Source organism: Microbacterium sp. 1.5R (assembly GCF_007667425.1).
Taxonomy (GTDB): Bacteria; Actinomycetota; Actinomycetes; order Actinomycetales; family Microbacteriaceae; genus Microbacterium.
Window position 1 is genome coordinate 1,481,920 of record NZ_VDRC01000001.1, and the last position, 20,320, is coordinate 1,502,239.

The following is a 20,320-nucleotide window of genomic DNA, read 5'->3' on the forward strand; positions in this document are numbered from 1 at the left end:
GGTGCGCGCGTTTCGTCTCGCTTCGCTCGCTCAACGAGCGGTGACGTCAGCCCTTGACGGCGCCCTGCGTGACGCCCTCCATCACGAAACGCTGCGTGAACAGGTACGCGAGGATCGCCGGGGCCATGGCCATGAGGTACGACGCGAAGGCGACGTTGTAGTTGTTGCTGAACTGGTTCTGGAAGAGGTTCTGCCGCACCGGCAACGTCTGCATCGCCGGGTCGGAGATGATGAGCGACGGCATCATGAAGTCGTTCCAGGCGTACAGGAACGCGAAGATGCCGACGGTCGCGCTCATCGGCGCCAGCAGCGGGAAGATGAGCCGCCAGAACGTCTGCCACGTCGATGCGCCGTCGATGCGGGCACTCTCCTCCAGCTCGATCGGGATCGACCGGAGGAACGCGGTGAACAGCAGCACGCTGAAGCTCAGCTGGAACATCGTCGCGAGGATGATGACTCCGAACGGGTTGTCGAGGCCGACGCGTCCGGTGAGCTGGATCTGCGGCAGCGCCACGACGGGGAACGGGATGAACATCGCCGCGAGCAGGTAGAAGAACGACCAGCGGAAGAGCTTGCGGTCCCAGTTGCGCACGATCGCGTACGAGGCGAACGCCGCGAGGATGATCGTGGCCACGACGGTGCCGGCGGTGACGAGCAGCGAGATGCCCGCGCCGACGGGGAACTTCGTGAGGTTCCACGCCTGGACGAACCCGTCGATGCTGAACGGCGCGGGGAGCGAGAACGCGTTGCCGTCGACGGCCTGCCCCGTCGTCTTGAACGCCATCGAGATGGTGACGTACAGCGGCAGCAGCACGGTGACGGCGCAGAGGATGAGGATGATCGTGCCCGACCAGTTGACGCGCTCCATGCGGATGCGCGGCTTCCTGCCGTCGGCGGTGACGGTGGTGAGTGTCTGCGTGGACATCAGAGGGCGTTCCTTCCGCGGGTCAGCGAGAGCTGCAGCAGCGAGATGAGCACGGCGACGATGAAGAAGATCGTCGCGTTGGCCATCTGGTAGGCGTAGTCGCCGCCGTTGAACCCGGCGATGATCGTCATCGCGACGCTGCGGGTCGCGGTGCCCGGCCCGCCGCTGGTGAGTCCGACGATGATGTCGTATGCGTTCAGGAAGCCCTTGAAGCCGAGGATCACGTTGATCACCACGTATCCGGCGACGAGCGGCACCGTGATCCGCAGCAACTGCTGGGTCTTGCTGGCGCCGTCGATGCTGGCCGCCTCGTACACCTCGCCCGGCACCGAGAGCAGGCCGGCGATGTAGATGAGGAGCGTGCCCGGCACCGCCTGCCACGCGGTGACGATCACGATCGCGACCCAGGCGAGATCGGGGTTCGCGAGCAGACTCGATGACAGCCACGGGATGCCGGTGGCGGCCCCCGCGGCGGGGATCGAGTTCGAGAACAGGAAGTTGAAGACGTAGGCGATGATGATGCCCGAGATCACCATGGGGATCACGAAGATCGTGCGGAGCCCGGTCTTGAAGCGGATGCGGGAGGTCAGCCCCACCGCCAGCAGGAAGGCGATCACGTTGACGACGATCACGGTCGCGATCGAGAAGCCGAACGTGAAGAGGTAGCTCTGCAGGATCGACGGATCGCTGAACATGGCGACGTAGTTCGTGAGGCCGTTGAAATTCCACTCGCCGATGCCGATCGAGTCGGTGAAGCTGAAGAAGATGCCCATGACACCGGGCACGGTGATCGCGAGGGTGAACAGCACCAGCGTCGGCAGCAGGAACAGGTAGTAGATCGGCTCGACCCGCTGGCGGTGACGGCGCAGGCCGCGGGCGCTGCCGGTGACGATCGCCGTCGTGTCGGTGGTCGGGGTGTTGGGTTTCGTGAGGTTCGACGCGGAGCGCGTCGTGGCGGCGTTCGTCATGGCGTGGACTCCTCTGTCTCGCCGGATGCGGGGGCATCGGCGGACGCATTGTCCTCCGTGCTGGGGATGGGCGCGCGGAACGCGATGCGCGCCCAGTCCGCGTCCATCGTGCGCAGCGTCGATGCGGGAGAGGCTCCGAGCACCATGGCCTGCACGTAGTTGTTGAGGGGCAGCGTCTTCGGCACGAGCACCGACGGGCCCTGGTAGATCTGCCCGTTGTCGTAGTACTCGATCATCCCCTCGATGCGCGGATCGTCGGGCGCAGGGGCATCCGTCGTCGGCGTGAACCCGAGCTGCGATTCGTTGTACGCCTGGATGTTCTCCGGCAGGAAGAGGTATTCGAGGAAGTCGCGGGCGGCCTCCTGGTGCCGCGAGCCCTCGGGGATCATCGCCGCGAGGTCCATGTTCACCCGGACCCCGAGCTCGGACGGGTCGTTCGTCATCGGCAGCGGGAACGTGCCGAGGGCCAGGTCGGGAGAGGTCTTCGCGATCTCGCTGAACGCCCACGGCCCCTGCAGGTACATGGCCGCCTCGCCCTTCGCGAACGCGAGGTTGCCGTCGCCGTATCCGCGACTGGGGGCGTCCGCGTTCGTGTACTCCTTCGCGAGCTGGAGCATCCTGTCCATCGGCTCGGCGAAGTCCTTCTCGAACGACACCGACGAGTCCGCGCCGACCTCGGTGCCCTCCGTCGCCATGGCGTCGAAGAAGTCGATCACGTCGACCGATCCGCCGGCGGTGTAGTCGTACCAGCCCTGCGCGACCGTCCAGTCGTCTTTGAACGTGGCGTAGAACGGGTCGATGCCCGCGGCCTCGAGCTGGTCGCAGACGGCGATCAGCTCGTCCCATGTGGTCGGAACCTCGAGCCCCTGCTGCTCGAAGATCTCCTTGTTGTAGATGACGGATGCCGCCATCACCGAGTACGGCAGGGCGCTCGTGCGGCCTTCGCAGGAGCCGTACTGGTCCATGAGCGGGCCGAGGTCGTCGCGGATCTGGCCGGCGGCCTCGGTGCCGGAGAGGTCGGTGAGCGCGCAGCGCTGCACGAACCGTGCGACCTCGTAGTTGTAGTTGGCGAGCATGATGTCGGGCGGGTTGCCGCGGACGAAGCTCGCCGAGATCACGTCGACGCCCGAGGTGTCGACCTCGACGTGCACCTTGTCCTGCGACGAGTTGTAGTCGGCGACCACCTGCGTCATGAACTCGATGGCTTCTCGCTTGTTGAACGTGAAGCGGATGGTCTCGGCACCGCCCGCCGAGGAGCATCCGGTGAGCGCCGCGCCGACGAGCGCGAGCGCCGCGACCCCGGCCGCGATGCGGGCCGGGTGGGGGGATCTGTCAGACACCGTCGTCCTTTCGTCCTGTAAATCAGCAGACTAAATCTAGTGAGCGAATTTACTTCGATGGACGGTACTCTCTCATCTGGGCGAGAGTGAGGTCAAGACCCGTGACAGAAGCCAGCGCCGGTCTCGGCACCGGTCGCGCCAGCGTGAGCGCGGTGCTCGACTTCGCGTGGACAGCCGGGGAGTTCACCGCGACGGAGGTCATGGCCGCCACCTCGCTGACCCGCTCGACGGCCATCGACGCGATCGACACGCTCGTGAGCGCGGAGGTGCTGCGCGAGCTGCCCAACGCCCGCGCCGCCGGGAGCTACCGGTCCGGTCGCCCGGCGCGGCGTTTCGTCCTCGCCCCCGACCTCGGCGTCGTGATCGGCGTCGACGCGGGCGACACCCATCTCACCGTGACGATCGCCGACGTCCTCGACCGCACGCTCGTGCACCACCGCACCGAGCTCGACCCGACGCACTCCGCACGGGCCAGACGCGACACGATCCTCGGGCAGATGCGGCGCGCGCTGGACGAAGCGGATGCCGTGCGCGACGACATCCTCGCGATCTGCGTCGGCGTCGCGGCGCCCGTCGACCGCGACGGCATCTCTCCTCCGCATCCCGACGGCTTCTGGGAGCGCACCAACCCCGGCCTCGCCGCCGCCCTGTCGGACTGGGCTCGCGTGGTGGAGATCAAGAACGACGCCCAACTCGCCGCGATCGCCGAGGGGTCGGCGGGCGCAGCGGTCGGATGCCGCGACTACGTCGCTCTGCTCGCGAGCGAGCGGTTCGGCGGCGGCGTCGTCGTCGACGGGCACGTGCTGCACGGCGCGCACGGCGGCGTCGGAGAGGGCGTCGTCTTCGACCACATCATCGGCGTTGGCTCGGCCGTCGGTCTGCGCTACGCACTGCAGGATCAGGTGCGCGCGGCCGTCGACAGCGGCGAGATCGCACACGACACGGCGATCGGCCGCCTCGCGGATGCCGAGCAGGTCGACCCGCGGATCGTGTTGACGGCCGCAGCGTCCGGCGATGCCGACGCGCTGCTCGCCACGGCCCGGGTCGGCGAGACGCTCGCCCGCGTCGTCGGCGTGCTCGGCAGCATGTACGACCCGGCGCGAGTCGTGGTGTGCGGCGCCGTGGCCGAGAGCATCGAACCCGTGCTCGCCGCGGCGCGCGAGGTGCTGCCGGCTCAGCTGCACCTGCCCGCCCCCGAGATCCTCGCCTCGACGCTCGGAGCCGAGGTCGTGTCGATCGGCGCGATCACGACCGCGCGGCGGGCGGCGCGGGAGCGCGCCGTGCCGCTGCTCGCCGAACGCCGGTTGGCCGCACTCGCGTAGCGCCGCGGCGCGGCATCCGTTCCACCCGACTCATGCAGAGGGCGCATGGGTGCTCCGCCCGGCGCTATTTGTGAGTGAGCGGGTATCTGTGGTGACGTGGATCGGTGAGACGCCCGACCACACCGCCTTCGCCCCTGCCCGCCGACACCGCTCCCCCGCCCCGGCGCCGCAGGCGCAGACGTCGCATCGTCGCGCTCGCGGCGGGCGTCGTCGTGGTCGGCCTGGTCGCGACCGGGGTCGTCGCCGTCGCTCAGCTGCAGAGCAACGTCAGGACCGCGCCGATCCGCGCATCCGCTGGTGGGAGCACCGAGCAGCCCGCCGACGAGCCGGCGACCGGCGCCGTCAACGTCCTGCTGCTCGGATCCGACGCCCGTGCCCTCGCGTCGGACGAGTTCGGCGAAGACGACGGCACCCAGCGCAGCGACGCCATGGTGCTCGCGCACATCTCCGACGACAACAGCCGCATCGACGCCGTGCAGCTCCCCCGCGACACCCTCATGGATCTCCCGGCGTGCGAAGACACCGGACGCGGTTCGTCGCGGGGCGGATCGGGCATGCTGAACTCGGCCCTCAACGTCGGTCCGGCCTGCTCCGTCGCCGCGGTGGAGAAGCTCACGGGGGTGCGCATCGATCACTTCGTGCAGATGGACTTCGAGGGATTCATCGGCATGGTCGACGCGATGGGCGGCATCGACGTCTGCCTGCCGGAGCCGCTGCAGGACGGTCATGCACGCCTCGACCTGCCCGCAGGGCAGCAGTCCGTCGACGGCGCGCAGGCCCTGGCGCTCGCCCGCACCAGGCACGCCCTCGTCGAGGAGAGCGACATCGCCCGCCTCGGTCACCAGCAGATGGTGCTGTCGGCCATCGTGCAGAAAGCCACGAAGTCCGACGTGCTCGTGCGTCCGGATCGCCTCTTCGCATTCCTCGACGCGGCGACCAGGTCGATGACCGTCGACCCTGGTCTCGGTGCGCTGACCGATCTCGCAGGGCTCGCCACGCGGATCGCGCAGGTGCCGCTCAGCGACGTCACGTTCCTGACGATGCCGTGGGAGAGCGCCCCTCAGGACCGCAATCGCGTCGTCCCTGCCGCCGACGCCTCCGTCGTCTTCCAGGCGCTCCGCGACGACGTGCCGATCGAGTTGGCCGCCGACGCCCCGCCGAGCGACGAGACGGTGCCGGATGCTGCGGTGCGCTCGACCCCGATCTCGGTGTCCAACGGCGCAGGCGTCGGCGGTCTCGCCGGCCGCGTCGCCGACGAGGCCCGCGCCCTCGGCTACACGGTGCAGGGCCTGTCGAACGCCGAGCGCACCGAGACGACCGTGATCGTCGCAGGTGAGGATGCCGACGCGCAGGCCACCGCCGCGAGCCTCGTCGCCGACCTCGGCGGCGGCATCGAGATCCGCACCGGCACAGGCGCCGGAGTGCAGCTCGTGCTCGGGGCCGACTTCCCTGCGCGGGCCGCCGAGGTGCACGTGCCGCAGCGTCCGGTGGACGCGGTGAGTCGCAGCGCCGACACCGATCTGTGCGCCGCGTGATCGGGGGCCGGCCGGAGGCTTAGCCTCGGAGATCCTGGAGGAGCCCCTCGACCGCCGGGTTCCGCAGCGCATCCACGGTGTGCAGCAGGCCGATGGGCCGAGCGGGCTGGTCGTCGAGTGCGATGCAGCGCCCGCCCAACGCGACGGCGAGCTCGGCGAAGGCGTCGGGCACGACCGTGACGCCGCCCACGGCGAGCGCGAGGCGCACCAGCCCGTCGCGCTGCGTCGTGGTCAGCACGCGCGCAGGGCGCGCACCGAGGCGACGGCAGACCTCCTCCGTCGTCGCGCGCATCGACGTGCCGGCCGGCAGGGTCACCAGTGTCGAATCGGTGAGCACGTCGCGGAGCGGGCGGTCGTCGTCTCCGCCAGGGGTGACCGCGATGAACCGCTGAGAGGGCAGTTCGATGCCCACGAGATCGCCCGGCACGCCATCGAGGGCGCAGATCGCGAGATCAGCTCGCCCCTCGCGGAGGGAGGCGACGACCGCCGCCGGGTCCTCCTCCGTCGTCATGCTGATCGTCACGCCCGGATGGGCGAGGTGGAACGGGCCGACGAGGGCGGGCGCCAGCGACGAGACCAGCGACGGGAGGCCAGTGAGGCGCAGCGATCCGGCGGCGAGGCTGCGCACCGACTCGGCGAGCGCGTCGATGACCGAGACCTCGGTGAGGGCGCGGCGGGCAGCGGCGGCCGCCTGCACCCCGGCCTGCGTGAGTTCGATCCCTCTCCCGGAGGGGCGCAGGAGCGCGACGCCCAGTGCCTGCTCGAGCCCCTGCAGCCGCCGGGTGAGCGAGGGCTGCGAGATGCCCAGTTCGTCGGCGGCGGCGGTCACGGACGCGTGATCGGACACGGCGACGAGGGCGTCCATCTGGCCGAGGGAGAGGCGGGACATCAGGATGCCAAGGTATCAGCGGGATGCTGAGGATCGGGTTGTGCGCGTGCTACCCCAGGAGCTGCGCGGCGAACCGCTCGTCCGTGGCACGCAGAACCCGCAGGATGTTGCCCGACCAGACCTTGTCGATGTCGGCATCCGACCATCCCGACGTCGACAGCGCGTCGCGCAGACGCGCGAATCCCGTGACGTCCCCCAGCCCCTCGGGGAAGTGGTCGAACCCGTCGAAGTCGCTGCCGATGCCCACATGATCGACGCCGGCGACCTCGCGGGCGTGGTCGAGGTGCGCCACGACGTGGTCGATGGTCACCGGCGGGGCATCGCCCTCCTGTCCTGCGGCGAACCAGTCGGCCCAGTCGCGGGAGACGAAGACGGGCACGAACGAGACCATGATGACGCCGCCGTTGTCGTCCAGCCGCTGCAGGATGCCGTCCGGCACGTTGCGTGGATGATCGGTGAGCGCCCGGCACGACGAGTGGCTGAAGATGACCGGCGAGTCCGTGACGCGGAGGGCGTCGCGCATCGTCGCCTCCGATACGTGCGAGAGGTCGACGAGCATGCCGAGGTCGTTCATCTCTCGCACGACCGACTCCCCGAACTCGCTGAGCCCGTCGTGTTGCGCCTCGTCGGTGGCGGAGTCGGCCCAGGGTGTGTTGTTGTTGTGCGTGAGGGTCATGTACCGCACGCCGAGCCGCGCGAACATGCGCAGCGTCGCGAGCGAGCCGCCGATGCTGTGGCCGCCCTCGGCGCCGAGCAGACTCGCGATCCGGCCTTCTTCTCCCGCGCGCTCGACGTCGGCGGCCGTGTGCGCGAGGGCGAGCCGGTCCGGGTACTGCCGCACCAGGCGATGCACGAAGTCGATCTGCTCGAGGGTGTACTGCACGGCATCCACGCCCGGCTCGTCCTCCGCGTAGACCGACCAGAACTGCCCGAGCATCCCGCCCTGCTGCATCCGAGGGAGGTCGGTCTGGAATCGGGAAGGTGCCGCGGCGTCGTCCAGTCCCTCCACGGAGTAGCCGGCGAGGTTCCGCGCCGCCCAGGGCAGGTCGTTGTGGCCGTCGATGAGTCCGGTCAGCCGTGAGTCGGCCGGTGATGAGTCGGTCAGCGGTGAGTCCGTCATAGGTCGAGGCTAGAGGCACCGGTGGCCGGTGGCGGGATAATCGATGGGTGCGAGATCCCGAGCCGCGGCGCTCCCCCTCAGCGATCGAATTGCTGCTCGACCCCGAGACCGAGTCCGCGGTCCGCGCCGAATGGGACGCCCTTGCCGCCCTCGGGGTGTCGAGCCTCGCGGCGCACACGGCGGCGAGCAATCGCCCGCACATCACGCTCGTCGCGCGGGTCGGTCTCGCTCCGGTCTCTCCGGAGGTCTTCGCCGGGATGTCGGCGTTCCCTGTGACGCTCGGCGCTCCGCTGCTCTTCGGAACCGGCGAACGGCGGGTTCTCGCGCGCAGCGTCGTGCCGTCGGCCGAGCTGCTCGCGCTGCGGTCGACCATCCTGTCTGCTGCCGGTTCCGGCGAGGATGCCCCGCACACCGGGCCGGGCGAATGGATGCCGCACGTCGCCCTCGCCCGTCGCATCCGCGTCGCCGACCTCCCAGCCGCCCTCGACTGTCTCGGCGGGGAGATCCACGGCTGGGCCGACGTCGTGCGGCACTGGGATGCGGATGCCGGCGTCGTCACCGCTCTGACGGCTGATGACGGCTATACTCGCCATACTTGCCCGATTTGACGAATACAACCGTCAAACAAGGAGGAGCATGAGCGACAACCCGAACCTCGTGGATTTCGGTCAGAACATCAGAACATGGCGGACGCTCTCCCGGCTGCCGGCCACTGTCGTCGCTGAGCGCGCCGGCATCACCCGAGACACTCTCCGTTCTCTGGAGAGCGGGGCAGGCTCCGTCAAGCTCGAGAACGTCTTCGCCGTCCTCGAGGCGCTCGGACTCGATGGCAAGCTCCGCGACGCCCTCGACCCGATGTCGGACGAGCGCGGTCGCGCGCTCATCCGACGTCGCACCGAAGGGCGACGCTGATGAGGTTGGACCTGTCCGTCGTCCTCCCCTCCGGGGACGAGACGCCTGCCGGAACGGTAGACGACACGGGCGGGGTCGTTGCATTCGAATACTCGCGCGATTACCTCGCCCACCCGGATTCCTACGCTCTCGCCCCGTCCTTGCCGCTCGGTCGAGGGGAATTCCTGCCCGCTGGCACACGACCCATGCTCGCGGGCCTCGCCGACGCGCAGCCGGACACGTGGGGCCGTCGACTCATGCAGTCCATCGAGCGCCGCGCCACCGGTCGGTACCAGCACCTCAGTGAACTCGATGTCCTCCGACGCGTCGGCGACGCAGAGCGTCTCGGCGCACTGCGCGTATCCATCGACGGCGAGTACCAATCCTCGCCCGACGACAAGACCGCTCGACTGGCTGACCTTCCCGAGCTCATCGAGGCGGCTAGGGCTTTCGAACGGGGAGAGGAGATCTCTGCCGACAAGCTCACCCTTCTTCAGGCGGGAACGTCCATGGGTGGCGCTCGCCCCAAGGCCACGGTCCTCAACTCTTACGGTCGACTCGCGATCGCGAAGCTGCCGGCGCGTGACGACTTCGGCGATGCGATGGCGTGGGAGGCCACATGTCTCGAGCTCGCTCGACGCTCGGGAGTGAAGACGCCCCGCTTCGAGCACCACCGATTCGAGTACAACTCGGTCTTGGTCGTCGAGCGCTTCGACCGCCGGGAGGGACAACGCCAGGGCTACCTCAGCGCAGACGGGATGCTGAACAGGTCCCACGGCGAGTACATCGACTACGTCCGGCTGGCCAGCGCATTGCAGAAGCACTCCGCGAGCGCGGATGCAGATTCCGCAGAGCTGTTCCGCCGCGTCGCGCTCACCCTTCTCGTCAACAACGTGGATGACCACATGCGCAATCACGGGTTCCTGCGTGAGCGCAATGGGTGGCGGCTGGCTCCCGCCTTCGACATCAATCCGTTCTCCAAGCTCGGCACGCCGGAATCCACGCGCGTGAGTCCCGACGACGACCCCAGCGACCGCGACATCCGGCTACTGCGCGAACACCACGATGCGTTCAGGCTGACCGAGCCCGCCGCATCCGACATCATCGCTCAGGTGGAGACAGCAACAGCCGATTGGCGGGAGGTCGCACTGGGCTTCGGGATCGCGCCGGAAGCTCTCGGCACGATGTCTGATGCCTTCGACGGCCCGAACCGCCGACGCGCACGCGAATTCCCCCGCCGCAGCTCCGACGCCTCCACACCCCTGGGCCCCGACGGCTCCTCGCAGCCTCGCGACAGAGCGGGGAGGTTCGACCGGAAGGATCGATCGACCTCGCAGACCTTGTCGCCCCGCCTTGACTGACGGCTATCGTCGTCAAATCGGTACGATTTGGCGACTGTAGTCGTCAGTAGTGGCGGCGCTCGTCTCGGGAAGAGCCTAAAGTGATCGCTCCGCGTTCGACGACGGCAGCGGGTCCTGCGCCCATGAGGCGAGGAGCCGCAGCCGCTCGGCGGAGGGCGATCCGGGTTCGGCGCTGTAGATCAGCATGACCTGACCGGGCTCGGCCGTGATGGTGAACTCTTCGTAGAGCAGCGTCAGCTCTCCGACGACCGGATGCCGGAACCGCTTCTGACCGGCACCGTGCGTGCGCACGTCATGTGCAGCCCAGAGCGTGCGGAACAGCTCGCTGCGGGTCGACAACTCGCCGACGAGATCCTGGATGCCCTTATCGTGGGGGTCTCGGCCCGCCTCCGCCCGGATGACGGCGACGCACATCTCGGCGAACCTCTCCCAGTCGGGGTAGAACTCGTGCGCGGCGGGGTCGAGGAACTGGAAGCGGGCGAGGTTCGGCACCCGCCCACCGTCTCCGATGACCGGCGAGTAGAACGCCCTCCCCAGCGCGTTGGTGGCGATGAGGTTCTGCCGCTGATCGCGCACGAAAGCGACGGCATCCGTGATGGAATCCAGCGCCCACTGCAGACTCGGTCGCACCTCCGCGGGGCGCGACGCGCGTCGTCGTGCGCGGCCGGACGAGGGGATGCCGTCCGCGGCGCGGGCGAGGTCGAGAAGGTGCGCGTGCTCCGCGTCATCGAGCTGGAGTGCACGGGAGATCGCATCGAGCACAGAGGCGGATGCTCCCGCGATCGCGCCCCGCTCGATCTTGGCGTAGTACTCGACCGAGAGACCGGCGAGCTGAGCGACCTCGCTGCGTCGCAGACCGGCCACTCGGCGATTCGTCCCCGCGGGGAGTCCTGCCGCCTCGGTGGTGAGGTGCGCCCGCCTGGTCATCAGGAACTCGCGCACCTCGGATCGGTTATCCATGGTCTCAGCGTAGGCGCGCGGATCACGGCGAGGGGTGCCCTGTCGGTACACGTCTCATCAGGGCCTCCCGCGACGCGTGCGGGAGGCGAAGACTGGTGCCGACCCCCAGAGAAAGGACGCCACCATGCGTGGAGTCATGCTGTACGCACCCGGCGACGTGCGCGTCGAGGACAGGAACGATCCCGTCATCCTCGAGCCCACCGACGCCATCATCCGCCTCGCCGCGACCTGCATCTGCGGGTCCGACCTCTGGCCCTACCGCGGGGCGGAGGATCTCGCCGACTCCCCTCAGCCCATGGGCCACGAGTACGTCGGCGTCGTCACCGAGATCGGAGCCGACGTGACGACCGTGAAGGTCGGCGACTTCGTCGTCGGGAGCTTCTTCACCTCCGACAACACGTGCGAGATCTGCCAGGCCGGCTACCAGTCGCACTGCGTGCACCGCACCCCCATCGGAGCCGAGGGCACACAGGCCGAGCTCGCCCGCATCCCGAACGCCGACGGCACGCTCGTCGCCACTCCCGGTCAGCCCGAACCCGACCTCATCCCCGCGCTCCTCGCCGCCTCGGACGTGCTCGGCACCGGATGGTTCGCCGCCGTCGCCGCCGAAGCCGGTCCCGGCAAGACCGTCGCAGTCGTCGGCGACGGAGCCGTCGGGCTGCTCGGCATCCTCGCCGCGAAGCAGCTCGGCGCCGAGCGGATCATCGCGATGTCCCGCCACGCCGACCGGCAGGAGCTCGCCCGCCGCTTCGGCGCGACCGACATCGTCGAGGAGCGCGGCGACGAGGGCGTGGCGCGCATCAAGGAGCTCACCGACGGACTCGGCGCGCACTCCGTGATCGAGGCCGTCGGCACGCAGGAGTCGATGCAGCAGGCGATCCAGGCCACGCGCGCCGGCGGACACGTCGGATTTGTGGGCGTCTCGCACGACGTCTCCCTCGACGGCACCGAGCTGTTCTTCTCCGGCGTGCACCTGCACGGAGGCCCCGCGCCCGTGCGCCGGTTCCTCCCCGAGCTGATCCAGCTCATCTGGGACCGCGAGATCGACCCCGGCGTGGTCTTCGACCTCACCCTGCCGCTCGAGCAGGCCGCGGAGGGCTATACCGCCATGGATCAGCGCACCGCCACCAAGGTGCTGCTCACCGTCTGAACCGGAAAGCGGGGCGGCCGACACCCGGGCCGCCCCGCCCCGAACGAGGAGGAAAGCATGAACATCGAACCCCGCATCCCGACCGCCAAGAACCCGCCCGAGCAGTTCGTCGGGGACGTCTGGGTGGACCGGGTCGCGGCACCCCACGAGGACGATCAGCGGATGACGGTCGCGATCGTCCGCTTCGCTCCCGGCGCCCGCACCGCGTGGCACTCCCATGCCCGGGGCCAGTACCTCCGCGTCACGCAGGGCGTCGCCCGCTTCGGCACGCGCGACGGGCAGATCATCGACGTGCATCCCGGCGAGACGCTCTACACCCCTCCCGGCCAGGACCACTGGCACGCCTCCGCCGACGACACGTTCATGGAGCACATCGCGATGCTCGAGAACGGTGACGATCCCGCGACGACCACCGTGTGGAAAGAGCACATCACGGACGACGAGTACGAAGGGAGGGTGCAGCGATGACCGGCTGGACCGGCGGCGAGCGCGCGGTCGGCGACATCGCCCCGACTCTCGCCTACTACACCGACAAGGTCCTGTTCGACGAGGTCTGGGCGCGCCCCGGACTCTCCCGCCGTGACCGGAGCCTCGCGACGATGTCGGCGCTCGTCACGCTCGGCGCGATGGATCAACTCACCTTCCACCTCGGCTACGCCCGCGACAACGGCGTCACCGAGGAGGAGCTCATCGAGACCATCACCCATCTCGCGTTCTACACCGGGTGGCCCCGCGCGATGGCCGCCGTCGCCGCGGCTCGCGCGGCGTTCGCCGACTGAAAGGACATCATGACAACTCCCGCACTCAGCTACGACTTCTCCGGCAAGGTCGCCTTCGTCACCGGAGGCGCCTCAGGCATGGGCCTCGCCGCCGCGCGCGGCTTCGCGACCCACGGCGCAGCCGTCGTCATCGCGGACCTCGATGGAGACGCCGTAGATCGCGCCGTCCGCTCCCTCACCGACGCGGGCTTCCGCGCGACGGGCATCGTGTGCGACGTCGCCGACGAGGATCAGGTCGCCTCCGCCGTCGACCGCACCGTCGCCACCTATGATCGCCTCGACATGGCGTTCAACAACGCCGGCATCCAGGCGCCGCCGTCGGACGCCGCCGATGAGACCGCCGAGATCTTCGACCGCGTCAACGGGGTGAACCTCCGTGGCATCTGGGCCGCGCAGAAACACGAGCTCCGGCACATGCGGACGCAGGGGTCGGGCACCATCGTGAACAACTCGTCGCTGGGAGGGCTCGTTGGCCTTCCCCAACGTGCCGCGTACCACGCCTCGAAGCACGGCGTGATCGGCCTGACGAAGAGCGCCGCCGTGGAGTACGCTTCCCGCGGCGTCCGCATCAATGCGATCTGCCCCGGTGTGGTGGAGACCCCAATGGTCGCCGACATGCTCGAGGGGCAGGCCGCAGCGATGGAGGGCATTATGCAGCAGCAGCCCATCGGCCGGCTCGGCACCGCCGACGAAGTGGCCGCAGCGGTGCTCTGGCTCTGCAGTGCGGCGTCGAGTTTCGTCGTCGGCGTCGCCCTGCCCGTCGACGGTGGATTCACCGCCCACTGAGGTCGCGACGAGATAAGCGATTCGTGCCGGATCTCGAGCCCCGACGCTCCCCCTCCGCCGCCGAACTGCTATTCGGTCCCTCGGCGGAGGCGGCGATCCGGGCCGAGTGGGACGCCCTCGCCGCCGCCGGGATGTCGAGTCTCGCGGCGCACACGTCGGCGAGCAACCGCGCCCACCTCACCCTGGTCGCGCGGGTCGGCGTGCCGTTCTCGCAGCCGACGCGCTCGCCGGCATCCTGACGTTCCCAATCGCTCTCGGCGGCCCGTTACTGTTCGGGAGCGGGGAGCGACGGGTTCTGGCGCGCAGCATCGTGCCGACGGCAGAGCTTCTGGCGCTGCGGGAGGCGGTCCTCTCGGCTATCGGTCCTGGCGGGGGGCGTCGCACACCGCGGCGGGAGACTGGATGCCGCACGTCGCTCTCGCGCGTCGGCTCCGCGTGTCCGACCTCCCGGGCCGCGCTCGACTGCCTCGGCGACGAGATCCGGGGTCATGCGCAGGTCGTGCGGCACTGGGATGGGGACACCCGTGCGGTGACGACCCGCGCGGAGCTGCGGCCAGCGTAGGACGGCGCTTGCCGATCGTCGCGGTCTCAGCGGTCGGCCGGGCGGCTGAGCAGAACCTGTTCGCCCGCCTGGACGTAGGAGGAGAACAGGTCCGTCACGTCGCGGAGCCGCCCCACCGCGCGCCGGTCGTCGGTGAGCCCCTCGGCGCGGCGGCGGGTCCGGATGAAGGCGCGGGACCGCTCGTGACCGGCCGCGAGGAGCTGCTCGAACCCGCCGGCCGCCTCGACGACCATCCGGCCGCGCGCCGTAACTTCGATTCGACACGCTGGGGCGAGGTTTCCACAGGACGCTCGACTCTCCGGGCAATCTCGACGTGTTGGCTGTGGATAGATCAGACAACTGATCGGCCCGCGCGGTGGGCACACCGGCACGGAGAGGACCTCCACCCGAGGGAATCCGCTTCCGCCGACGCCTCGCGCGGGCATGTCCTACACGCTCGTCGACCCGACGAAGCACTGAGCGATGGCGCGCGGAAAGCCGTCTAAGACGGCGCTGAGTCGTGCGGGCAAGACGCTCGCTACGAGGGCATCCAGCAGGCCGGCGAAGTCGAACGCCGGGCGCACGCTCGGTAAGGGCTGACGCGTTGTGTGAGGAAGGTCGCGACCGCGACCTTCCTCACACAATCGTCGACAACAACGATCACGAGAAAGCGAACAGTTCCTATGGCTCCTCGAGTCCCCTCTGCAGCATCCATCCGTTCCCAGATGAACTCCGCCCGCCGCAAGGCCGAGTCCCAGATCCGCTCGGCGCAGCGCCAGGCGGAGCGCGAAGTCAACCAGGCCGTGCAGAAAGCAGTCCGCGACATCAAGCGCGGTCTGTAGCGGTCTCGGCGACGGACGGCGTCAGTGGTTGACGCCCTCCGTCGTCCATCTCCAGCCCTCGATTCCCGTTCGCAAAGACGACGAACGGCGCCACCCAAAGATCGAGAACCCGGCTCGGCTGCAGCATCTCGGCGGCGGAACGGTGCATCAGCGATTGTCCGGCATCACTCCACGAGCAGTGCGGGCTCCTCCAGCACGCTCGCGACGTCGGCGATGAAGCGGCTCATGCCGTCGCCGTCGATCACCCGGTGGTCGAACGATCCGGCGACCGTCGTGACCCAGCGCGGGCGCACCTCGCCGTCGACGACCCAGGGCTTCTGGCTGATCGTGCCCATGGCCACTATCCCCGACTCGCCGGGGTTGATGATCGGCGTCCCGGCATCCATTCCGAACACGCCGATGTTGGTGATCGTGATGGTGCCGTGCTGCTGGTCGGCGACCGGGGTCTTGCCCTCGCGGGCGGTGAGCGTCAGGCGGTTCAGCGCGCGGGCGAGATCCTTCATGCTGAGATCCTGCGCGTCCTTGATGTTCGGCACGAGCAGTCCGCGCGGGGTGGCCGCGGCGATGCCGAGGTTCACGTAGTGACGCACGGCGATCTCGGCGCCGTCGGCGGTGTCGATCCAGGCGGCGTTCACGAGCGGAGTGCGGCGGGCCGCCCAGATGACGGCGCGGGCCATGATCAGCAGCGGCGAGACGCGGATGTCGGCGTAGTCGGGCGACGCCTTCAGCCGCTTGACGAGCTCCATCGTGCGGGTCGCGTCGACGTCCTTCCACACCGTGACGTGCGGGGCGGAGTACGCGCTCTGCACCATCGCCGACGACGTCGCCTTGCGCACGCCCTTCACCGGGATGGACTCGGTGCGATCGTCGGATGCCGGAGCGGATGCCGCAGCCGGCGCGAGTCCGCGGGCGAGTCCGGTCGGGGCGGACTGCGGCGCGGGCACGGTCTCCTCGCGCACATCGCCCCACTCGGGCGTCTGGATGTTGCGGAAGACGCTCGCCTGCTCGGCGTGCTTCACGACGTCGTCGCGGGTGACCTCGCCGTCGGCGCCGCTTGGCGTGACGGTCGTGAGGTCGACGCCGAGATCGCGGGCGAGCTTGCGGATCGGCGGCTTCGCGATCACGCCCACCGACGAGCGCACCGGGCGCTCGGCCGGACGCTTGCGTCGAGAAGTCGCTCCGCCGCCCGAGCCGTACCCGACGAGCACAGAGCCGCCGCCCTCTTCGGGCGCCGGGGCCTCGGCCGTGGCGATCACACCGGGGCCGGCGTCGTCGCGGGCATCCGTCACGAAGGTGATGATCGGTGAGCCGACCTCGACCGTCGCGCCCTCGGCGGCGAGCAGCTCGCCGACCACGCCCGCATGCGGCGAGGGGAGCTCGACGAGCGACTTGGCCGTCTCGATCTCGCAGATCACGTCGTTGATGGCGACGGTGTCGCCCGGGGCGACCTTCCAGGTGACGATCTCGGCCTCGGTCAGGCCCTCGCCCACGTCGGGGAGGTTGAAGTTCTGCGTGCTCATGATTGATCCTTACTCGTTCGCGGTCGTTGAGCGAGCGGAGCGAGACGAAACGCGATGGGGCATTTCGTCTCGTCGCTGCGCTCCTCGCTCAATGACCGAGGGAGAGGCGACTGCGGCAGGCATCAGTAGGCCAGGGAACGGTCGACGGCCTCGAGGATGCGGTCGGCATCCGGCAGGTACGCGCCCTCGAGCTTCGCGGGCGGGAAGGGGGTGTCGTACCCAGACACCCGGAGCACCGGGGCCTCGAGCGCGTAGAACGCGCGCTCCATGACGGTCGCCGCGACCTCGGAGCCGAGGCTCGTGAAACCCTGGGCCTCCTGCGCGTAGACCATGCGACCGGTCTTGCGCACCGACCCGAGGATCGGCTCGTAGTCGATCGGCGACAGCGATCGCACGTCGACGACCTCGCAGCTCGTGCCCTCGGACTCGGCGAGCGCTGCCGCCTGCAGGAGCGTCGTGACCATCGCGCCGTGCCCGACGAGCGTGACGTCGGATCCGGTGCGCACCACCCGCGACGCATGCAGCGGCGCGGCAGAGGCGTCGAGTTCGACCTCGCCCTTGGGCCAGTAGCGGCTCTTCGGCTCCATGAAGATGACCGGGTCGTTCGAGGCGATGGCCTCCTGGATCATCCAGTACGCATCGTTCGGCGTCGACGGCGACACCACCCGCAGACCGGGCGTGTGCGTGAAGTACGCCTCGGGGCTCTCCTGGTGGTGCTCGACCGCGCCGATGTGCCCGCCGTAAGGGATGCGGATGACGATCGGCAGGCTCAGCGCACCCTCGTGGCGGTTGGTGAGCTTCGCGAGCTGCGTCGTGATCTGGTCGAACGCGGGGAACACGAATCCGTCGAACTGGATCTCGATCACCGGGCGGAACCCGGTCATGGCGAGGCCGATGGCCGTGCCGACGATCCCCGACTCGGCGAGCGGGGTGTCGAGCACCCGCCGGTCGCCGAAGTCGCGCTGCAGGTGCTCGGTGACGCGGAAGACTCCGCCGAGCTTACCGATGTCCTCACCCATGAGCAGGACCTTCGGATCGTCCTCCATCGCCTTGCGCAGACCGGCATTGAGCGCCTTGCTGAACGGCATCGTCTCGAGAGTCATCAGTTGCCTCCCTCGAAGGACGCCTCGTAGCGGGCGCGCCACGCCTTCTGCTCCGCGATGAGCGGATGCGGGTCGCTGTACACGTGATCGAAGACCTTGTCGGCGCTGGGCGGTCCGAGCTCCACCGTGCGGGCACGCAGGTCTTCTGCGGCGTCCGCCGCCTCGGCATCCGTGTCGGCGAAGAACTGCGCCGAGGCGCCCCGGTTCTCGAGGAACGCGCGCATGCGCACGATGGGGTCGCGGAGCGCCCATGACTCCTCCTCGTCGGAGCCGCGGTACTTCGTGGGGTCGTCGCTCGTGGTGTGCGCGCCGAGGCGGTAGGTCACGGCCTCGATGGCGCGGGGACCGCCCCCGGCTCGGGCCTCATCGAGCGCGACCCGCGAGACGGCGTAGCTGGCGAGCACGTCGTTGCCGTCGACCCGGACGCTCGGGATGCCGTAGCCGGCGCTGCGCTCGACGAGCGGGCCCCTCGACTGCGTCGAGACGGGTACGGAGATCGCCCAGTGGTTGTTCTGCAGGAAGAAGACGGTCGGCGCCTGGTAGCTCGCCGCGAACACCATGGCCTCATGCACGTCGCCCTGGCTGGAAGCGCCGTCGCCGTAGTAGACGATCACGGCCTCGTCGTGATCGGGATCGCCGGTGCCGGTGCGTCCGTCGAACGAGAGGCCCATCGCGTAGCCGGCGGCGTGCAGGGTCTGCGAGCCGAGCACGAGCGTGTAGAGCCGGGTGTTGCCGTTCTTCGGATCGGTGGGGTCCCAGCCGCCGTGCGACACCCCGCGCATGAGCTTGATGATGTCGACGGGGTCGACACCGCGGATGCGGGCGACCACGTGCTCGCGGTACGACGGGAAGATCGTGTCCTGCGCGCGTGCCGCTCGTCCGGAGCCGACCTGTGCCGCCTCCTGCCCACGGCTCGGCGGCCAGAGCGCCAGCTGCCCCTGTCGCTGCAGGTTCGTCGCCTGGGTGTCGATCGCCCTGATGGCGACCATGTCTCGGTAGAACTGCTCGAGCTCGGCGTCGCTGATCGCCTCGACGAGGGGCAGATACTGCTCGGCTGCGGGGCTCGGGGCGAAGCTGCCGTCGGCGTCAAGGACACGCACGAGGGGGGTCTCGGGGGTACTCACGAGCTCCACGCTACCCGTGGCGGCATGCCGGGTCACGTATACCTAGGACGCCCTCGTAGTTGCCGGGAATTCGAAGAAACGGCCGGTCAGCGCAGGGTGGCGGCGACTGCGAGCACTCGATCGAGCGATGCTTCCTCCCCCACCGAGATGCGGATGCCGTCGCCGGCGAACGGACGCACGACGAGGTCGTTCTCGGCGAACGCCGCGGCCGCGACGTCGGTCTCGTCGCCCGTGGGGAGCCAGACGAAGTTCGCCTGGGAGTCGGGGACGTCCCACCCCTGCGCGCGAAGCCCGTCGATGAGGCGGGTGCGGCGGTCGACGAGCACGGCGACACGCTCGAGCAGCTCGGCCTCGGCATCGAGGCTCGCGATGGCGGCGTTCTCGGCGGCCGAGGTGACCGACAGCGGGATGCCGGTGGTGCGCGCCGCGTCGAGGACCTTGGCGTTGCCGATCGCGTAGCCGACCCGGAGTCCGGCGAGCCCGTAGGCCTTCGAGAACGTGCGCAGCACGACGACGTTCGGATGCTTCTCGAAGACGCGCTCCGCGAGCCCGTCGATCGCGTCGTCGTCGGTGACGAATTCTGCGTACGCCTCGTCGAGGATGACGAGAACGTCGGACGGCACCCGCTCGATGAACCGGGAGAACTCGGCACGCGTGATGATCGGGCCGGTGGGGTTGTTGGGCGTGCACAGGATCACAGCGCGGGTGCGCTCGTTGACGGCATCGGCCATGGCGTCGAGGTCGTGGCGGGATCCGGTCGTGAGCGGCACCTGCACCCCGGTCGCTCCGGCGACCAGCGGGAGGCTCGGGTACGCCTCGAACGACCGCCACGCGTAGACGACCTCGTCGCCGATGGATGCCGTGGCCAGGATCAGCTGGTGCAGGATCGACACGCTGCCCGCCGCGACGTGCACCTGGTCGGGCTCGACTCCGTACCGGGCTCCGAGGCGCTCGCGCAGGCGGAGCGCGGTCGCGTCGGGGTATCGGTTGATCGGCGTCGTGTGCTGCAGGGCCTCCACCACGGACGGGAGCGGGTCGAACGGGTTCTCGTTGGACGACAGCTTGAACGCGTCGGGCCCGGCCTGCTTGCCCTGCCGGTACGGCGCGAGGGCGGCGATGGCGGGGCGGATGCGCGGAAGGATCGGGTCGGTCACAGCACCACTC

21 protein-coding genes are annotated in these 20,320 nt (G+C 69.4%); 10 read left to right on the top strand and 11 right to left on the bottom strand.

Annotated elements, in window-relative coordinates:
- Positions 1–46: 46 nt before the first annotated feature.
- The 3 genes from FSY98_RS07120 to FSY98_RS07130 are packed head-to-tail and all read right to left on the bottom strand — an operon-like array spanning position 47 to position 3,233.
- On the bottom strand, positions 47–925 hold the full coding sequence (locus tag FSY98_RS07120) for a carbohydrate ABC transporter permease (protein WP_144875269.1): 879 nt from the start codon (positions 923–925) through the stop codon (positions 47–49).
- A complete protein-coding gene (locus tag FSY98_RS07125) occupies positions 925–1,893 on the bottom strand; it encodes a carbohydrate ABC transporter permease (RefSeq protein WP_260857302.1) in 969 nt (322 codons plus the stop codon). The genes FSY98_RS07120 and FSY98_RS07125 overlap by 1 nt, the downstream gene beginning before the upstream one ends.
- Positions 1,890–3,233: an ABC transporter substrate-binding protein gene (locus FSY98_RS07130; RefSeq protein WP_186307572.1), complete on the bottom strand. Its 1,344-nt coding sequence runs from the start codon at positions 3,231–3,233 to the stop codon at positions 1,890–1,892. Before FSY98_RS07130 ends, FSY98_RS07125 begins: the two co-directional genes overlap by 4 nt.
- A gap of 101 nt (positions 3,234–3,334) precedes the next feature.
- Here FSY98_RS07130 and FSY98_RS07135 point away from each other — a divergent pair, with 101 nt between their 5' ends.
- Positions 3,335–4,555 (top strand): ROK family protein, encoded by a 1,221-nt coding sequence (locus tag FSY98_RS07135; protein WP_144875271.1) that lies wholly within the window; start codon positions 3,335–3,337, stop codon positions 4,553–4,555.
- A 104-nt stretch (positions 4,556–4,659) separates the two neighbouring features.
- A complete protein-coding gene (locus FSY98_RS07140; protein ID WP_186307573.1) occupies positions 4,660–6,090 on the top strand; it encodes an LCP family protein in 1,431 nt (476 codons plus the stop codon).
- A gap of 19 nt (positions 6,091–6,109) precedes the next feature.
- On the opposite strand, the gene FSY98_RS07145 is transcribed toward FSY98_RS07140, so the two are convergent.
- Together FSY98_RS07145 and FSY98_RS07150 are read right to left on the bottom strand one after the other, a co-directional pair.
- A complete protein-coding gene (locus FSY98_RS07145; RefSeq protein ID WP_144875273.1) occupies positions 6,110–6,979 on the bottom strand; it encodes a LysR family transcriptional regulator in 870 nt (289 codons plus the stop codon).
- Between the two features lie 49 nt (positions 6,980–7,028).
- A complete protein-coding gene (locus FSY98_RS07150) occupies positions 7,029–8,099 on the bottom strand; it encodes a dipeptidase (RefSeq protein ID WP_144875275.1) in 1,071 nt (356 codons plus the stop codon).
- A 47-nt stretch (positions 8,100–8,146) separates the two neighbouring features.
- On the opposite strand from FSY98_RS07150, the gene FSY98_RS07155 reads away from it, so the two are divergent.
- Genes FSY98_RS07155 through FSY98_RS07165 form a run of 3 tightly spaced genes read left to right on the top strand, consistent with a single transcriptional unit; the run spans position 8,147 to position 10,351 of the window.
- Complete coding sequence (locus FSY98_RS07155) at positions 8,147–8,707, top strand: 2'-5' RNA ligase family protein (RefSeq protein ID WP_144875277.1); 561 nt, start codon at positions 8,147–8,149, stop codon at positions 8,705–8,707.
- 28 nt (positions 8,708–8,735) lie between these two features.
- On the top strand, positions 8,736–9,011 hold the full coding sequence (locus tag FSY98_RS07160) for a helix-turn-helix domain-containing protein (RefSeq protein WP_260857303.1): 276 nt from the start codon (positions 8,736–8,738) through the stop codon (positions 9,009–9,011).
- Positions 9,011–10,351 carry a type II toxin-antitoxin system HipA family toxin gene (locus tag FSY98_RS07165; RefSeq protein WP_144875279.1) on the top strand — a complete coding sequence of 447 codons (1,341 nt, stop codon included), beginning with the start codon at positions 9,011–9,013 and terminating at the stop codon, positions 10,349–10,351. Before FSY98_RS07160 ends, FSY98_RS07165 begins: the two co-directional genes overlap by 1 nt.
- A gap of 75 nt (positions 10,352–10,426) precedes the next feature.
- Here FSY98_RS07165 and FSY98_RS07170 read toward each other — a convergent pair whose 3' ends face one another.
- Positions 10,427–11,311: a helix-turn-helix domain-containing protein gene (locus FSY98_RS07170; protein ID WP_144875281.1), complete on the bottom strand. Its 885-nt coding sequence runs from the start codon at positions 11,309–11,311 to the stop codon at positions 10,427–10,429.
- Between the two features lie 124 nt (positions 11,312–11,435).
- Here FSY98_RS07170 and FSY98_RS07175 point away from each other — a divergent pair, with 124 nt between their 5' ends.
- From FSY98_RS07175 to FSY98_RS16920, 5 genes are read left to right on the top strand one after another with little or no spacing between them, the layout of a single operon-like run.
- Positions 11,436–12,461, top strand: a complete 1,026-nt coding sequence (locus FSY98_RS07175) for a zinc-dependent alcohol dehydrogenase family protein (RefSeq protein WP_144875283.1) — start codon at positions 11,436–11,438, stop codon at positions 12,459–12,461.
- A 57-nt stretch (positions 12,462–12,518) separates the two neighbouring features.
- Positions 12,519–12,929 (top strand): cupin domain-containing protein, encoded by a 411-nt coding sequence (locus tag FSY98_RS07180; protein ID WP_144875285.1) that lies wholly within the window; start codon positions 12,519–12,521, stop codon positions 12,927–12,929.
- Entirely contained in the window at positions 12,926–13,240 is a 315-nt protein-coding gene (locus tag FSY98_RS07185) for a carboxymuconolactone decarboxylase family protein (protein WP_144875287.1), read from the top strand. The genes FSY98_RS07180 and FSY98_RS07185 overlap by 4 nt, the downstream gene beginning before the upstream one ends.
- 9 nt (positions 13,241–13,249) lie before the next feature.
- Complete coding sequence (locus tag FSY98_RS07190) at positions 13,250–14,026, top strand: SDR family NAD(P)-dependent oxidoreductase (RefSeq protein ID WP_144875289.1); 777 nt, start codon at positions 13,250–13,252, stop codon at positions 14,024–14,026.
- 23 nt (positions 14,027–14,049) lie between these two features.
- Positions 14,050–14,265, top strand: a complete 216-nt coding sequence (locus tag FSY98_RS16920; RefSeq protein ID WP_260857304.1) for a hypothetical protein — start codon at positions 14,050–14,052, stop codon at positions 14,263–14,265.
- A 349-nt stretch (positions 14,266–14,614) separates the two neighbouring features.
- Here the strand turns inward: FSY98_RS16920 and FSY98_RS07200 are convergent, their stop codons facing one another.
- The 5 genes from FSY98_RS07200 to FSY98_RS07220 form a co-directional block, all read right to left on the bottom strand.
- Positions 14,615–14,821, bottom strand: coding sequence for a hypothetical protein (locus FSY98_RS07200; RefSeq protein ID WP_144875291.1), 207 nt, complete (start codon positions 14,819–14,821; stop codon positions 14,615–14,617).
- A gap of 752 nt (positions 14,822–15,573) precedes the next feature.
- On the bottom strand, positions 15,574–16,929 hold the full coding sequence (locus FSY98_RS07205; RefSeq protein WP_144875293.1) for a dihydrolipoamide acetyltransferase family protein: 1,356 nt from the start codon (positions 16,927–16,929) through the stop codon (positions 15,574–15,576).
- Positions 16,930–17,051: 122 nt separating this feature from the next.
- Positions 17,052–18,032, bottom strand: a complete 981-nt coding sequence (locus tag FSY98_RS07210; protein WP_144875295.1) for an alpha-ketoacid dehydrogenase subunit beta — start codon at positions 18,030–18,032, stop codon at positions 17,052–17,054.
- Positions 18,032–19,156 (bottom strand): thiamine pyrophosphate-dependent dehydrogenase E1 component subunit alpha, encoded by a 1,125-nt coding sequence (locus tag FSY98_RS07215; protein WP_144875297.1) that lies wholly within the window; start codon positions 19,154–19,156, stop codon positions 18,032–18,034. The genes FSY98_RS07210 and FSY98_RS07215 overlap by 1 nt, the downstream gene beginning before the upstream one ends.
- A gap of 86 nt (positions 19,157–19,242) precedes the next feature.
- On the bottom strand, positions 19,243–20,310 hold the full coding sequence (locus tag FSY98_RS07220; RefSeq protein WP_144875299.1) for a histidinol-phosphate transaminase: 1,068 nt from the start codon (positions 20,308–20,310) through the stop codon (positions 19,243–19,245).
- Positions 20,311–20,320 lie beyond the last annotated feature (10 nt).

Coding starts and splice junctions, on each gene's coding strand:
- FSY98_RS07200 (WP_144875291.1), bottom strand. CDS start 14,821: ATGGTCGTCGAGGCGGCCGGCGGGTTCGAGCAGCTCCTCGCGGCCGGT.
- FSY98_RS07125 (WP_260857302.1), bottom strand. CDS start 1,893: ATGACGAACGCCGCCACGACGCGCTCCGCGTCGAACCTCACGAAACCC.
- FSY98_RS07150 (WP_144875275.1), bottom strand. CDS start 8,099: ATGACGGACTCACCGCTGACCGACTCATCACCGGCCGACTCACGGCTG.
- FSY98_RS07175 (WP_144875283.1), top strand. CDS start 11,436: ATGCGTGGAGTCATGCTGTACGCACCCGGCGACGTGCGCGTCGAGGAC.
- FSY98_RS07180 (WP_144875285.1), top strand. CDS start 12,519: ATGAACATCGAACCCCGCATCCCGACCGCCAAGAACCCGCCCGAGCAG.
- FSY98_RS07145 (WP_144875273.1), bottom strand. CDS start 6,979: ATGTCCCGCCTCTCCCTCGGCCAGATGGACGCCCTCGTCGCCGTGTCC.
- FSY98_RS07170 (WP_144875281.1), bottom strand. CDS start 11,311: ATGGATAACCGATCCGAGGTGCGCGAGTTCCTGATGACCAGGCGGGCG.
- FSY98_RS07165 (WP_144875279.1), top strand. CDS start 9,011: ATGAGGTTGGACCTGTCCGTCGTCCTCCCCTCCGGGGACGAGACGCCT.
- FSY98_RS07210 (WP_144875295.1), bottom strand. CDS start 18,032: ATGACTCTCGAGACGATGCCGTTCAGCAAGGCGCTCAATGCCGGTCTG.
- FSY98_RS07205 (WP_144875293.1), bottom strand. CDS start 16,929: ATGAGCACGCAGAACTTCAACCTCCCCGACGTGGGCGAGGGCCTGACC.
- FSY98_RS07190 (WP_144875289.1), top strand. CDS start 13,250: ATGACAACTCCCGCACTCAGCTACGACTTCTCCGGCAAGGTCGCCTTC.
- FSY98_RS07160 (WP_260857303.1), top strand. CDS start 8,736: ATGAGCGACAACCCGAACCTCGTGGATTTCGGTCAGAACATCAGAACA.
- FSY98_RS07185 (WP_144875287.1), top strand. CDS start 12,926: ATGACCGGCTGGACCGGCGGCGAGCGCGCGGTCGGCGACATCGCCCCG.
- FSY98_RS07120 (WP_144875269.1), bottom strand. CDS start 925: ATGTCCACGCAGACACTCACCACCGTCACCGCCGACGGCAGGAAGCCG.